The sequence below is a fragment of the Streptococcus sp. 544 genome, from assembly GCF_013277385.1.
GTDB lineage: Bacteria > Bacillota > Bacilli > Lactobacillales > Streptococcaceae > Streptococcus > Streptococcus mitis_BA.
Map to the genome: position 1 here is coordinate 19,143 of NZ_VMMU01000021.1, position 15,096 is coordinate 34,238.

The 15,096-nt window shown below is 39.0% G+C and carries 8 protein-coding genes; 3 read left to right on the forward strand and 5 right to left on the reverse strand.

Annotation, left to right across the window (positions count from 1 at the left end):
* From HT728_RS08680 to HT728_RS08700, 5 genes are all read right to left on the reverse strand, one after another.
* The coding region (locus HT728_RS08680) for an ATP-binding cassette domain-containing protein (protein WP_172924303.1) at nucleotides 1-243 on the reverse strand (243 nt) is incomplete at its 3' end.
* Between the two features lie 160 nt (nucleotides 244-403).
* Nucleotides 404-730, reverse strand: a complete 327-nt coding sequence (locus tag HT728_RS08685; protein ID WP_173234809.1) for a damage-inducible protein CinA — start codon at nucleotides 728-730, stop codon at nucleotides 404-406.
* Between the two features lie 49 nt (nucleotides 731-779).
* The gene (locus tag HT728_RS08690) at nucleotides 780-1,670 is read right to left on the reverse strand and encodes an Rpn family recombination-promoting nuclease/putative transposase (protein WP_173234811.1); all 891 of its coding nucleotides are present in this window, start codon (nucleotides 1,668-1,670) and stop codon (nucleotides 780-782) included.
* A gap of 582 nt (nucleotides 1,671-2,252) precedes the next feature.
* On the reverse strand, nucleotides 2,253-5,255 hold the full coding sequence (locus HT728_RS08695; RefSeq protein ID WP_173234813.1) for a G5 domain-containing protein: 3,003 nt from the start codon (nucleotides 5,253-5,255) through the stop codon (nucleotides 2,253-2,255).
* A gap of 102 nt (nucleotides 5,256-5,357) precedes the next feature.
* On the reverse strand, nucleotides 5,358-11,441 hold the full coding sequence (locus HT728_RS08700; protein ID WP_173234816.1) for a YSIRK-type signal peptide-containing protein: 6,084 nt from the start codon (nucleotides 11,439-11,441) through the stop codon (nucleotides 5,358-5,360).
* A 439-nt stretch (nucleotides 11,442-11,880) separates the two neighbouring features.
* Here HT728_RS08700 and HT728_RS08705 point away from each other — a divergent pair, with 439 nt between their 5' ends.
* The 3 genes from HT728_RS08705 to HT728_RS08715 all read left to right on the forward strand — a co-directional run bounded on the left by HT728_RS08705 (nucleotide 11,881) and on the right by HT728_RS08715 (nucleotide 15,063).
* Complete coding sequence (locus tag HT728_RS08705; RefSeq protein WP_173234819.1) at nucleotides 11,881-12,792, forward strand: Rpn family recombination-promoting nuclease/putative transposase; 912 nt, start codon at nucleotides 11,881-11,883, stop codon at nucleotides 12,790-12,792.
* 210 nt (nucleotides 12,793-13,002) lie between these two features.
* Nucleotides 13,003-13,950 carry an Rpn family recombination-promoting nuclease/putative transposase gene (locus tag HT728_RS08710; RefSeq protein ID WP_173234821.1) on the forward strand — a complete coding sequence of 316 codons (948 nt, stop codon included), beginning with the start codon at nucleotides 13,003-13,005 and terminating at the stop codon, nucleotides 13,948-13,950.
* Nucleotides 13,951-14,160: 210 nt separating this feature from the next.
* Complete coding sequence (locus HT728_RS08715) at nucleotides 14,161-15,063, forward strand: Rpn family recombination-promoting nuclease/putative transposase (protein ID WP_173234823.1); 903 nt, start codon at nucleotides 14,161-14,163, stop codon at nucleotides 15,061-15,063.
* The last annotated feature ends 33 nt before the right edge of the window (nucleotides 15,064-15,096 follow it).

A 15,096-nucleotide genomic window follows, 5' to 3' on the forward strand; every position in this document is an offset into this window, starting at 1 on the left:
ATCTGCAACCTCAAAACGGCTATCTTGGGCTAGGTAAGACAGAGAAATATCTTTTTTCTTATTGATTTCTCCGCTAGTTGGCTCCTCTTCTCCAACTAAAATCTTCAAAAGAGTAGACTTACCTGCACCATTTTTCCCAACAAGGGCAATCCGATCTCGTTCATCAACCTGTAGGTTGATATTATCAAAAAGAACCTCTCCTGCAAAAGAACGTTCAATTTTATTAGCTTGTAAAATAATCATACAAGTAGTATAGCATGTTTCCCTAAGGCATTCAAGACAATCGTCTTAACCCAAATATCCTAGAAAAACCGGCTCTGCTTATTCTTGGTATTAAAAAGTATTTGGATTATAAACTCTACTTATTTTTTTGCAAGATAGCTAGCTAAACATTTTCGCTCGTTTACAAGAGTGACTCAAACTCAGCGACAGTCATTCCTAACTGCTGGCTGGCAAATTCAGAAGTTAAAACATGTTGACGAACCATGTCTAAGAAGGCAAAAAGTTTTCCACGTTCAAGACCACATTCCAACCCCTGTTCAATACCTTCTGCCCTAGCTTGTTCCAAAGCATAGTCCTGTGCTAACAAGGCTTGTTCTTCGCGCATACGTAGTTGACTAAACATTTTCCTGTCCTCCTCAGACCAGCTTTTGTAGTCCAGTAGTTGATCTGCCTGGCTGATGGCTCGCTCGGGTTCCTGGGTAAAGGGTTTATTCCCGAAAAACTCCAACCACGGCTTGCGAACCTCGTCTTTGCTGGTTTCTCTGTATTTTTAGGTCTTATTTATTACGGTCTTTCAATAGTGACTCAAACTCAGCAACTGACATACCTAATTGCTCACTCGCAAATTCGGAAGTTAAAACATGTTGATGTACTAAATCAAGAAAGGTAGATATTTTCCCACGCTCTAAACCTTTTTCTTCAGCTTGTTCCAAGGCATAGTCCTGTGCTAATAATGCTTGTTCTTCACGCATACGTAGTTGACTAAACATCTTCCTGTCCTCCTCGGACCAGCTCTTATAGTCCAGCAGTTGGTCTGCTTGACTGATAGCTCGCTCGGGTTGCTGGGTAAAGGGTTTGTTCCCGAAAAACTCCAACCACGGCTTGCGAACCTCGTCTTTGCTGGTTTTTCTGTATTTTTTTAATTCCAAGAACGCCATCTTAACCAGATGGTTTTCTTGTCCATTATTTGTGATGGTTAAGACTTCACCTGTCGTGTCTTCGCGCATACTGAAACTGTGGAAAGCTAGATCATCTTGGAAATAATTACTATCCACAATAGCTATTGCGTAAACAGGTGCGATATGCTTGTAACTCTGGTGGGTATCACCTTCACGTTGACGAATTTTTTCAAGATTTTGATTGACTTGACTGCACAGATAAGCCCATAGGCGATTGATGAAAAAATTCTGATGGTGAACCTGAATCTCAATGATAACTTGAGTGCCGTTGTCCAACTCCGCCAAAACATCTATACTGGTATAGAAATCCTGTGCCGAGTAGGGTAAAGAAGGCAAGACGTGAATATTGCTTCCCTCCAAAATGGTTACATTTTTTGCTGGCAAGTCCAGCATATCGCGGATAAATTGACAAGTGATTTCTGGATTGCTAAAGATTTTCTTAGCAACCAAGTCATTGGTTGGGCTAATGCCCGGATGACGTACAGTCATGTTTGCTCTCCTTTCATTATAGCACATTTTTTAATCTAATTTACTAGATTTGATGCTTCTATCTATTTATTCGGAAAAAGAGTAGAAAAAACAAAAGAAATTCAAACTTTATAGCAAAAGGAAATAAACTCTGAACAAATAGGATAGTAAAGTCGAATCAATTTCTAGCAATGTTTTATAAGTTATAATGTTCTGTTCTGAATTTAAGATAACATATAATTTAAAGAGACTGGACCAAAACTCAACTTCCGGAGAAAATAAAGTAAATCTTCCCACAATAAAACGCATAGTCTCAAGTTTTGAACACCTGATACTATGCGTTTTTCTGATTTGAGAGGCTTTTTCTCAGCTTCTTCTTAATCTTATACTCAATGAAAATCAAAGAGGAAACTAGGAAACTAGCCGCAGGCTGCTCAAAACACTGCTTTGAGGTTGTAGNNCAGTTACATATATCTACGGCAAGGCGACGTTGACGCGGTTTGAAGAGATTTTCGAAAAGTATTAGCTTTTCTCCACCCCACTACAGTTGACAAAGAGCCAAAAAAGAAGATGACGAATCATCTTCTTAAAAACTATGAGTTTTTAGTCTTCTTTTTTCTTGAAGAATCCTAATCCTAGACCAGCTAACAAGGTCATGATACCAGCGCTAGCCAAGCTAGCATTCGCTTCTGTACCTGTGTTTGGCAACTCTGCTTTATCAGATGTTTTTGTAGATGTTGCACTATCTACTGTCTTTTCTGATGTAGCTGTAGCCACTGCTTCACCTTTTTGTTCTGAAACTTTAGATGGTGTTGGGCTTGGAGTTTGGTCTTTTGGAGCAGGAGTTTGAGCTTGCTTGGTTCTAAACACATGAACTATCAAGTTATCTCCCTCACGGTGACTCTCAACAAATTCATAGCCTGGAACTTCACCTGCTTCTTGCTTATCAACTGATGGCATTTTCAAGTCTTTTCCGTTTTCATCGCGCCATACTGTACGAACCGCTGGAGTTTCAACTTTGTTTGGTTTTTCTGGCGTTGAAGTTGATGGCGAACTTGATGGAGTCCTTGGATGACTAGTTGGGCTTTCTGGTAAAATTGGAGTTCCATTCGCTACTTTCTCAAATGTATGCGTCAAAATACCTTCTTCTAAGCGACTAGATAGCCACTTGTAGCCTGCAATTTCGCCAGCCTGTACTTTTTTGCCAACTACTTTTTCCTTAATCTCCTTACCTGCTCTATCTACCCATAGCGTTACTGGATGCTCTGGGTTTGCTGCTTCGATTGATAAAGCAGCGTATACAAACGGAGTATAATCACTCGTTTTATGCTTGGCTCGAGCTTGGACTTTTTGTTTATTGACAACTGATTCTCGTGGAATGGTTACAGTACCTGTTTTCTTGTCTAATGTAACATTTTCAGGTTGTTTGTCTAAAGTCCATTCACCACTAGGTTGCTTGGTAAGAGTTAGAACTTCATTACCAGAGCCATTACTCTTAGGATAGATAATTTTGACTGTATCTGCATCTTTTTTAGGAGCTTTTACTTCGATGCTTGCTTTATTTGGTTCTTCCACAATAGCGATAGTCGGCGGAGCTACCTTAAGATTTGGTTGGTCTTCAGGCTCAGATGGTTGACCTGGTTGAGCTGGTGCTTCCTCAGGAGCGGTTGGTTGTCCTGGTTGTGGAGTCTCTGGTGTTTCCACTACTTTTGGTTTTGTTCCTACTGTAATAATTTCTTCTTTTGGTTCTTCTCTTACTACTGTTGGAGTGTTTTCTGTCACAGTTCCTGTGTTTGGATCCATTGTGTAAGTTGTAGTTGTTGTTTCTTTTCCTTTTACTCCTGTTTGTGTAGTTTCTCGATAATCTTTATCTTTTGTATTATCTTCTACATAGCGTGTTGTAAATGGTAGTTCTTTTTCTTCTACTTTTGGTTTTGTTCCAACTGTTATAATTTCTTCTTTTGGTTCTTCTGTAACCGTTGTTGGATTGTTTTCTGTAACTGTACCATTCGTTGTATCCAACGTATAAGTAGTTGTTTTTGTTTCTTTTCCTTTTACTCCTGTTTGTGTAGTTTCTCGATAATCTTTATCTTTTGTATTATCTTCTACATAGCGTGTTGTAAATGGTAGTTCTTTTTCTTCTACTTTTGGTTTTGTTCCAACTGTTATAATTTCTTCTTTTGGTTGTTCTGTAACCGTTGTTGGATTGTTTTCTGTAACTGTACCATTCGTTGTATCCAACGTATAAGTAGTTGTTTTTGTTTCCTTACCCTTAACACCTTGTTGGGTTGTTTCTCGATAATCCTTGTCTTTGGTTTTATCTTCTACATAGCGTCTTGTAAATGGTAGTTCTTTTTCTTCTACTTTTGGTTTTGTTCCAACTGTTATAATTTCTTCTTTTGGTTCTTCTGTAACCGTTGTTGGATTGTTTTCTGTAACTGTACCATTCGTTGTATCCAACGTATAAGTAGTTGTTTTTGTTTCCTTACCCTTAACACCTTGTTGGGTTGTTTCTCGATAATCCTTATCTTTTGTATTATCTTCTACATAACGTCTTGTAAATGGTAGTTCTTTTTCTTCTACTTTTGGTTTTGTTCCAACTAAAACAACTTTATTAACAGGTTTTTCTGTTTCCACTGTTGTAGATGGATTTGCTGTACGTGCACCTGTCTCTGGATTGACTGTATAGGTAGTTGTCGTTGTAGAAGTACCTTTTTTACCAGGAGTTTTTATTGTTTGATTTCCGGCAACATCTTGATCATTTGGCTCATAAATCGTTTTAAAATCAATCTCATTGATTGTGACTGTTGGTTTTGTACCAACTACATAGATATCATCGTCTTTATCGGCTGTATCTCCTTTGTTGACATGGATACGATAATACTTAGATAAGACAACTGTCCCATCTTCATTGATCTCATTATCTTCTGAGTTTTCATTAACTGTGATCGGTTTATTAGCCTCTACAATAGTATCTTGGTCATCAATCTGACCATCAGCATTATCCGGTTTACCATCACCATTACTGTCATATATGTCAGCAATATTCGTTACCCCTGCATCAACACGATGAGGGTATCTTGTATCTACATCACTTACTTTAGGTTCAACAAAGTTTGTACCATCAATTGGGTTACCTGCATTTGCGTTTATCGCATCAGCATCAGCTCTTTTATATTCAGGATCAACCTCTCCATTTTCATCTGTATCGTATAATTTCTCAAATAATGATCCCATAGGATTGTCTTCAAAATGGTTATCAATATCTTCTTTGGTTAAATTTTCACTCTCTTTAGCTTTCAAGATAAAGCTTCTACCATCGTGACCTGTATGTTTCAAGATAGGTTTATGACTTTCGACTGTATCATCACTTTCATACCTCTTCCCTTTAGGTACTCGAACTTCATACCCATCATCATTAGATGCGAAATCTGTAATATTATTCTCTCCGGGGTCCGCTTCAGTATTTGAAGCATAAACTGTAACATTTGGTGCCATTATTGCAACACCACCTAGGGTAATGACAGTAGCCACTACACAGGAACCGAAAACTTTTCCGATTTTGCGTAGAGCGTATTTTTTATTCTTAGTTGATTGTCTTGACATATTTTCCTCAATTTTACTTTTATCTTAGTTTCTAGGTTGTTGACTCCGAGCCAAAAGCCAGATAACTCATCCAACTTTTGGCAAGAAGCAACGTTTTCTATATTATTCGGATTCATCTTCTTTTTTCTTGAAGAATCCTAGTCCCAAGCCTGCTAACAAGGTCAACAATCCTGCCCCAGCTAAGCCAGCATTAGCCTCTGTACCTGTGTTTGGCAACTCCTCTCTCTTACCTGTCTCATAAGTCGGAACTTCTGGATCTGGACTCACTGGAGTTTCAGGTCTTGGAGTATCTGGTTCTGGAGTTGGCTCTGGTATTGGAGTCTCTTGGTTCGGTAGTTCTGGGTTTGGTGTCGGAACACTTGGATGCTCTGGATTTGGTTGTGGGTTTGGCTCCTCAGGTCTATCTGGAATTGGTTCGTTAGGAAGAACTGGCGGTATCTTTTCAAATCTATGAATCGTAATACCATCCTCCGTTACAGTTGTAATATATCTGTATCCTGGAATATTTCCAGCTTCATGAGTACCTGGTTGATCTGGTTTAAGTGGATTACCATCTTTATCAAACCAGACTGTAATTTTATATTCTGGCTTGTCTACAGATGGAGAACCTGCAAAGAAAATATGTGTGACTTTATTTCCTTCCAAACGACTTTCCAACCAAACATGATTTGCAATTCGACCTTTTTCATGTAAACCATTTTCAGTTGGTCTTAAGACATTTCCATTTACGTCAATCCATTCTGTTGTTCCTTCAAATTTAGGTACATCAAGAATATTCGGCATAACACTAACAATCTTACTTTGTTTGTATTTATGTTTTGTTTGCGTATCTACCCATGTCTTCGGTTGAACTTGTTCACTTGGAATATAAACACGACCATTCGTCGGATTGATAGTCACTCCAACTGGAGATTTTTCAATTTTCCACGTACCATCTTTATCTTTCTTCGTAACGATAGTTTCTTTTTCAGTACTGTTTCGTTTTGTAAATGTAATAGATAAAGTATCGGCATCTTTATTTGGCACGTCAACTTCTACAGTATTACCGCTTGGACGTTCGACAATTCTCGGTGTCGGTGGAATAACATAGATTTGACGTAACTTCACAACAAAGACTTGAGACGGATCTTTTCCTTCTTCATCTTTTACGTTGTCAAATGTCGCTCCATCTTTCAGAGGATTGTCTACTAACTCGTAGTCACCATTATTAACTGGGTCACCTGTTAGTTTCTTCAATGTATCATTAAAGTTTTCTGTTGGGATTTTCTCTCCAGTTTTACCTGTCAGCGACATCCTTGAAGCAACAAGCTCCGTTTCTTTTCCGTCTTCGCCTACGACAACAAATTTGACAATAGCTCTTTGTCCATCTGGTGTATACTTGATTGGTGTATCCATCTTAGGATCATTTGGCGTTTCTGGAACTGGTGGCACCTTATATCCTTTTTCTGGATGTTCCGGATCTATAGGTACTAATGGAGTTCCGTTTGGTGTCTTAGGTGTATAACCTGGAACGTATGGAATCACTGGCACTTTCGGTACTGGTTGACCTGGTTGTGGCGGAGTGGTTGGATATTCTGGATTCTTAGGCTTAGTTGGATCATCTGGATCATTTGGATACGGAATTGGTGTTGGAGTTTTTCCTCCTGGTACATTCGGTATCCATGAACCGATTTTTCTGTATTCAACTGTCACCTCATATGATTCTGTAGCAGGTTGAACAGTTTTATTTTCTACAGATGCGACATTTGCAAGGTAGCCATCTAATACAGGTGTATCAACTTTTAATAACTCTTTTGTTTCAGCATCCCAATTGCCAAATTTTGTTATATATGTTGTCAAACTAGTAGATGCATCTCTTGAAAATTCAACTTTATCTACTTTTGTTTTGATTTTTTCTGTATTAAGTTCTGTTTTGACTTCTTTTCCGTCTTTAACATCGATTTGAACGTATTTAATTGTACGTGTTACTGGTATAATTTCTTTATCTTTTGATATAAGTTCATTTACTACAATTTTGTAAATTTGTGTTGGTTCTGTAGAATCGTCCTTTGTATCATATTTAGTTGTTTCTGATATAGGGTTCTTCGTTGATACGATATATCCTCGTTGTTTTAAAGATGCAATTTTATTATCAACTTTTTCCCTATCTTCTGTTGTTACTACTTGATCAGAAACGCCATTGAATTCAAGTTTTTCTTTAGGTAATTCTACTTCTTCTCCAGTTGTGACGTTTACAACTTTGATAAGAATTTTTTGTGGATTTGGTTTGTACTCAATTATAGTATTATTTTGAGGATCCTTTGGTATTTCTGGTACCTTGTATCCTTTTTTAGGATCTTTTGGATCAACTGGTTCTAACGGTGTTTCACCAATTTTTGGTGTGTATCCTGGTTCGTATGGAATTACCGGCAATTCTGGAGTTTTTGGTTTTTCAGGAGTTCCTGGAGTTTCACCACCTGGGGTCTCATTGCCTCCACCGGGAGTGTTATTTCCTCCTGGGTTCTCAGGTTGAGGGTTTGGTGTTCCATCCGGATTTTCCGGTGTTTTTGGATAATCTGGATATTTAGGTTTTGTTGGATCTTTTGGATCGTTTGGATATGGAATTGGTGTTGAATCTTTTCCTGGTATTTTCGGTACCCATGATCCTAACTTAGTATAAACAACTTTTTTCTCAATGTTTGTTACTTCACCAGTCTCAGTAGGTTTTGGAGCATCTTGCCCTTCTACTTGTTTAATATCCGCTACATAGCCAGTTTTTAATGGTGTATCGACTGCTGGTAATTGACTTGCTGGATGGCTTTCATCCGTAGTTGCCGTCCATTCCCCATAAGTGATTTTTTTAGTAACCAAGTTATATGTTGCAGTACGTTTGAATAGAACTTTATCTACCTTATTTTCTACTCCACTTGGCTCTTCTTGTCCGTCTGGTGTTTCTTTCTTAACGTAAGTAATTGTTCTTGTTACTTCTTTTTTAAGATCAGATTCTTTTAGTCCTGTTTCTGGCCATTTTGGTCCTTCTCCGTTATTCGGATCTACTGGATCGTTTGGATTTTTCGGCTCTGTTACTGTTTCCACTTTTTCTCTTACAGTAATCGTATAAGACTGCGTTGGCTCTTCTCCGTCTTTATCCTCTTTGTCGTCTCCTTTTCTTGAATCAGGAATTCCCTTTGTAAAGGTATTATCGACGATTTCATATCCTAAGTTTTGCAACTCTTTTACTTTGTCTTCTACAGATTTTGATGGGAATTCTTCGCCTACTTCTGTTTCAAGATTTAGCTTATGGTCAACTAATTCGACAGGGTCTCCTGCTTCTTGTTGCTTCTTCACATGAACAACTGCTTTTGCTTTGGCTGGCTCCCCTTCTTCGTAGACAAAGGTTACAATCTTATCAGTTGAAGTCACTGAGCCTGTAACAGCCTCTGATCCTGCATATAATCCATCATTTAACGATCTTTTAAGGCGGTATTTTTTCTCACCTGTGTTAATCCCACGTAATTTCTTACTTGTTACATCGTAGCTTGACCCAATAAGGGCTTCTTTTTCTACGAAGTAGGTACCATTATCAGATTTTTCTCCGACTTTTTTAGCGTCTTCTTCAGATAGTGGTATATCTTGTCCCTGTTCATCGACATACTTGACCTTTACATTACCAGAGATAGCTTTTCTAACTTCCGATGTTTTCTTACTTTCATCGATTTTTCCTTTGAGTTTTTTCCCTTCTTCTGGTGGAATTTTTTTATCTTCCACCTGTTTATCAATGATTCGTTTGGCTACTTCTTTAGACGGTTCTACGGTATCTTGGATTACTGAGAAATCGGCTAGGATTGGTAAGTTATATTGAAGTCTTGGACTTTGCTTGTTAACACCAACACGTTTTTCATTTTCCGCAAACACTTGCACTTTATAGGCTACAACGTCTTTACCTAATGGAATATCTCCTGTTGAGAAGTATCCACCTTTACCTAGTTTGTCATTATCTCCACCAATTTCCGCATGAATTTTTTCTGATAATTCCTCATCAGAAATCACCTCTGAACGTGCAACTTTGTATTTTTCGACAAAGTAGGAAGTGAATCTTTCAAGACCTTTTTCTGCCTTCGCAGCAAGTTCATTGGTCTTTATGCTATTGTACTCAGTTTCTGTTAGGTCACTTGTACTAGGTTGTTCAGTTGCTTCCATGTGTGAGCCAAGGATTTTTGCTTCTTTACTTCCGTTTCTTGCTTCCAGGTAAGTGTAGGCATTTGTGGATCCAATGGCTGATTTTAAGGCAGAGATTTCTTTTTTTAGTTTAGTTTTTTCCACTTCATTCGTACTGCTTGCAAAACTAGCTTCTTTTGTTTTCAGTCTAGCTTCAAGTTTTTCACGATGATTCTTCACTTTTTCTGGATCCGTTTGGAGTTCTAATTGGTCTGTATCTCCATGATAGATAATTTTTTTCGCAGTCGGCAATACAAAATCTAATAATTTATAGACACGATCTGGGTCTTTACTTTTTATTGTTCCATCTGCATTTTTTTCCATAGAAAAATTATTCCATGTTGGAGAGTTTTTTTTAACCTCACTATCCGTCATATTTTTTAAATGATTATTTAAATCATTTCCATATTTAGTAAACGTTTCTTTAAAACCAGTCTCCTTTTTGAAGGTTTTTTCATTTAATTTATCCTTATCTACTGGCAACTCAACTATAGCATCTCCATTTTTAGCGAGTTCTTGTTTTACTTCCTCTTTCAAAGCTGCTAGTTTGTCTCTATTTGTTCTTCCTTCATCTGGATATTTTTTCTTATATTTTTCAGCTGCAAGAGTATTGACTTTGTTATCGTACTCGTTCTTTAAAAGCTTTTTAATTGATCTATTAACCTCACTTAAATCCACACCTTGGCTGTAACGTTCTTCGTTCTCTACTACTCCGTCAATTCGGTTGATAGTGTGGTCATAGATAGTTTCTTCTTTAGTAGTATTCTCAGTCTCACCTTTTTTAATCGCTTTAACAACGATACGATAAGTCCCTTTTGACCCTTCATAGTCTGAGATATACCCTGTCACAAAGTCGATTTTCAAGCGACTTCCATATTTGGTAGAAAAGGCAGTGAAGGTTTTTTCTATTCCATTGAATCCCTCAATATTTGGAGAATGTTGGAGAATATCTTCCTTCTCTTTTACAGGTAAATTATTAAGCTTCTCTTTATTAGCCTTGTTATTTGCTGTCTTTATATCAAACGGAGATTTATCTTGTGCTTTATCTTCTTTATTGGCGATAGTACGTCCTTTAGCAAGCATCAACATGTAATTAAAACGACGGTCTAGGGCTTGCTCGTGGACGTAGACTCGGTCCAGGGCGTCAGAACCAAGCATCCCACCTTGCTCTTTTTCTATGGTTGAACCCTTTTTATAGTACCAACCAGTGAAATACCCTTGAGCATTTTTCTTACCGATGGCGAACGTTCCACCGTTTATAGCTTTCCAACCACCGAATTCGTTAATTTCACGAATTTCACCATCTTGTAGTTTCTCGCCATCTTCATCTTTAACGACTTTTCCGTCTTTAAATCTCAGTGCATCACCAAGGGTGTTCATATTTCTCAAGTATGAACGCTCGTTGTTTTGGAAGTCATCCGGCATATTTTGGATGATTTTGTACATGTACTCAACTGTAGCATTCTCACCAGGAGCATCAAATCTTAAGTTGGCATTCTTATCATCCGAACCCTTTTCTCCATCTGTAGGTACATGTACCCCAGGCTGATCGTCTTTTACTGTCTCACCTTTACGATTGGCATCCAGTACAGGTGAGTTTTCACCTGTTGGCTGGTTCTCTCCTGATTCAGTCCCTGTAGCGCCAGCTGGTGTCTCTCCTGTATCCCCATCAGGTAATTCTCTTTTACTACGAGTACGAGGTTTCGTACTTTCTGGAGCTACTAGCGGATTTTCAGCTACGGGAGCATTATAGGTGTTTGCTGCTGCATCAGTATTGCTGAGGTCAGGCTTATTTCCTGTCTTTCCATTTCCCGACTGTTCTGGATCTGTCGGGTTTGCTGTCCTCTCAGCTTCTCTAGCAGACTCCACGCCCTCAGCATGAGCAATCCCAGCTCCCATCAAAAGATAGAGCGCCCCAATGACAACACTAGCTGCACCGACACTCACTTTCCGTATACTGTATTTTAATTGTTTTTTCTGATGATTCATTCTTACACTCCATATATATATATATATTGTGCCCTATTACTTCCTATATAATAGAATACAATTCATGAATATATTATACACCAGTCGGCTTGAAACTTCAAATTTTTTGAATGGAAAGACGACTCTTTTTACTAAGACCAAAGCTAGGTTAGAAGTCCATCATCAGTAAGCCAACACCAAAGATGAAGCCTCATCATCCTTGCCTTGTCGTGTGCATCTTATGGACTTACTTCCTCCTATCAGCAAGCTCAGCGCCGTGCTTTGAGACCTTTCCAGCTTGCTTTTAGATTTCCATTAACTTTTACACTTATTTCTTTAAAAAATGAGACAATTTGACATTTTTTCTACTCTTTTTCTACTTTTTCCGAATAAATAGATAGAAGCAGTGAATCTAGTGAGCCTAGATTAAAAAATGTGCTATAATGAAAGGAGAAGAAATATGACTGTACGTCATCCGGGCATCAGCCCAACTAACGATTTGGTTGCTAAGAAAATCTTTAGCAATCCAGAAATCACTTGTCAATTTATCCGCGATATGCTGGACTTGCCAGCAAAAAATGTGACCATTTTGGAGGGAAGTAATATTCACGTCTTGCCTTCCCTGCCCTACTCGGCGCAGGATTTCTATACCAGTATAGACGTCTTGGCGGAGTTGGACAATGGAACCCAAGTTATCATTGAGATTCAGGTACATCATCAGAATTTTTTCATCAATCGCCTGTGGGCTTACCTGTGCAGTCAGGTCAATCAAAATCTTGAAAAAATTCGCCAGCGTGAAGGTGATACCCACCAAAGCTACAAACACATAGCACCTGTTTACGCTATTGCAATTGTGGATAGTAATTATTTCCAAGATGATCTAGCTTTCCACAGTTTCAGCATGCGCGAGGACACGACAGGTGAGGTATTAACCATCACAAACAATGGACAAGAAAACCATCTGGTCAAGATGGCATTCTTGGAATTAAAAAAATACAGAGAAACCAGCAAAGACGAGGTTCGCAAGCCGTGGTTGGAGTTTTTCGGGAACAAACCCTTTACCCAAGAACCCGAGCGAGCCATCAGCCAAGCAGACCAACTGCTGGACTATAAAAGCTGGTCCGAGGAGGACAGGAAAATGTTTAGTCAACTACGTATGCGCGAAGAACAAGCCTTGTTAGCGCAGGACTATGCCTTGGAACAAGCTGAAGAAAAGGGTTTGGAGCGGGGACTAGAGCGTGGGCGAGCTGAAGGCGGTTTCGCAATGTTAGCAAATCTCGTTCACCAGCATCTTTTAACACCTGAGATTGCCAGCCAGCAGTTAGGCATGACTGTGGCTGAGTTTGAGGCACTGTTGAAAGAACATAAGTGAGAAATCTGTAAGCGTTATGCAATCTTAAAACAACCTAAAAAAGATAGCTAAATTTCTTGATGGAAAGAGTTTGGCTATCTTTTTTTACTTAATGTATTGCTATTTTCAGGAAAGTTTGAACTTTTCCCTTTCTTTTCCGAATAAATAGATAGAAGCATAGAATCTAGCAAATTAGATTAAAAAATGTGCTATAATGAAAGGAGAAAGAATATGACCTTACGTCATCCGGGCATTAGCCCAACTAATGACTTGGTTGCTAAAAAGATTTTTAGTAATCCAGAAATCACTTGTCAATTTATTCGCGATATGCTGGATTTACCAGCCAAAAATGTGACCATTTTGGAGGGAAGTAACATTCATGTCTTGCCTTCCCTGCCCTACTCGGCGCAGGATTTCTATACCAGTATAGATGTGTTAGCGGAGTTGGACAATGGCACTCAAGTTATCATTGAGATTCAGGTGCATCATCAGAATTTTTTCATCAATCGCCTGTGGGCTTACCTGTGCAGTCAGGTCAATCAAAACCTTGAAAAAATTCGCCAACGAGAAGGTGATACACACCAGAGCTATAAACACATCGCACCAGTATACGCTATCGCAATTGTGGACAGCAACTACTTCTCAGATGACTTAGCTTTTCATAGCTTTAGCATGCGCGAGGACACGACAGGTGAAGTCTTAACCATCACAAATAACGGTCAAGAAAACCATCTGGTTAAGATGGCTTTCTTAGAACTTAAAAAATACAGAGAAACCAGCAAAGACGAGGTTCGCAAGCCGTGGTTGGAGTTTTTCGGCAACAAGCCCTTTACCCAACAACCAGAGCGAGCCATCAGCCAGGCAGACCAACTGCTGGACTATAAGAGCTGGTCCGAGGAGGACAGGAAGATGTTTAGTCAACTACGTATGCGTGAAGAACAAGCCTTGTTAGCACAGGACTATGCTTTGGAACAAGCTGAGGAAAAGGGCTTGGAGCGTGGTCGCGCAGAGGGGATTGAACAGGGCATCGAAAAAGGTTTAGAACAAGGACTTGAACGTGGAAAACTTTTTGCCTTCCTAGATATGGTCCGCCAAGGTCTTCTGACTTCTGAGGTAGCCAGCCAGCAATTAGGCATGACTGTGGCTGAGTTTGAGGCACTGCTGGAAGAACATAAGTGAGAAATCTGTAAGCGTTATGCAATCTTAAAACAACCTAAAAAAGATAGCTAAATTTCTTGATGGAAAGAGTTTGGCTATCTTTTTTTACTTAATGTATTGCTATTTTCAGGAAAGTTTGAACTTTTCACTCTCTTTTACGAATAAATAGATAGAAGCATCAAATCTAGCAAATTAGATTAAAAAATGTGCTATAATGAAAGGAGAAGAAATATGACTGTACGTCATCCGGGCATTAGCCCAACTAATGATTTGGTTGCTAAGAAAATTTTCAGCAATCCAGAAATCACTTGTCAATTTATCCGCGATATGCTGGACTTGCCAGCAAAAAATGTAACCATTTTGGAAGGAAGCAATATTCACGTCTTGCCTTCCATGCCGTACTCGGCCCAAGATTTCTATACCAGTATAGATGTTTTAGCTGAACTAGACAATGGCACTCAAGTTATCATCGAAATTCAGGTGCATCATCAGAATTTTTTCATCAATCGCCTGTGGGCTTACCTTTGCAGTCAGGTCAATCAAAACCTAGAAAAAATTCGTCAACGAGAAGGTGATACTCATCAGAGCTATAAACACATCGCACCAGTATATGCTATCGCAATTGTGGACAGCAATTACTTTTCAGATGATTTGGCCTTCCATAGTTTTAGCATGCGAGAGGACACGACAGGTGAAGTCTTAACCATCACAAGTAACGGTCAAGAAAACCATCTTGTTAAGATGGCGTTCTTAGAACTTAAAAAATACAGAGAAACCAGCAAAGATAGCGTTCGCAAGCCGTGGTTGGAGTTTTTCGGGAATAAACCCTTTACCCAGCAACCTGAGCGAGCCATCAGTCAAGCAGACCAACTGCTGGACTATAAGAGCTGGTCCGAGGAGGACAGGAAAATGTTTAGTCAACTACGTATGCGAGAAGAACAAGCCTTGTTAGCACAGGACTATGCTTTGGAGCAAGCTGAGGAGAAAGGGTTGGAGAGAGGGCGTGCAGAAGGCGGTTTCGCTATGTTAGCAAATCTAGTTCGCCAACATGTATTAAGCACTGAATTTGCCAGCCAACAGCTGGGTATGTCAGTATCTGAGTTTGAAGCCTTGCTGGAAGATTATCACCAATAAAAGATACTGGGTAAAAGTCTTCTCATAATAAAA

What these genes read in the sequence shown, in the direction of transcription:
- HT728_RS08690 (WP_173234811.1), bottom strand. Translation starts at nt 1,670, where the DNA reads ATGACTGTACGTCATCCGGGCATTAGCCCAACCAATGACTTGGTTGCT.
- HT728_RS08710 (WP_173234821.1), top strand. Translation starts at nt 13,003, where the DNA reads ATGACCTTACGTCATCCGGGCATTAGCCCAACTAATGACTTGGTTGCT.
- HT728_RS08705 (WP_173234819.1), top strand. Translation starts at nt 11,881, where the DNA reads ATGACTGTACGTCATCCGGGCATCAGCCCAACTAACGATTTGGTTGCT.
- HT728_RS08715 (WP_173234823.1), top strand. Translation starts at nt 14,161, where the DNA reads ATGACTGTACGTCATCCGGGCATTAGCCCAACTAATGATTTGGTTGCT.
- HT728_RS08695 (WP_173234813.1), bottom strand. Translation starts at nt 5,255, where the DNA reads ATGTCAAGACAATCAACTAAGAATAAAAAATACGCTCTACGCAAAATC.
- HT728_RS08700 (WP_173234816.1), bottom strand. Translation starts at nt 11,441, where the DNA reads ATGAATCATCAGAAAAAACAATTAAAATACAGTATACGGAAAGTGAGT.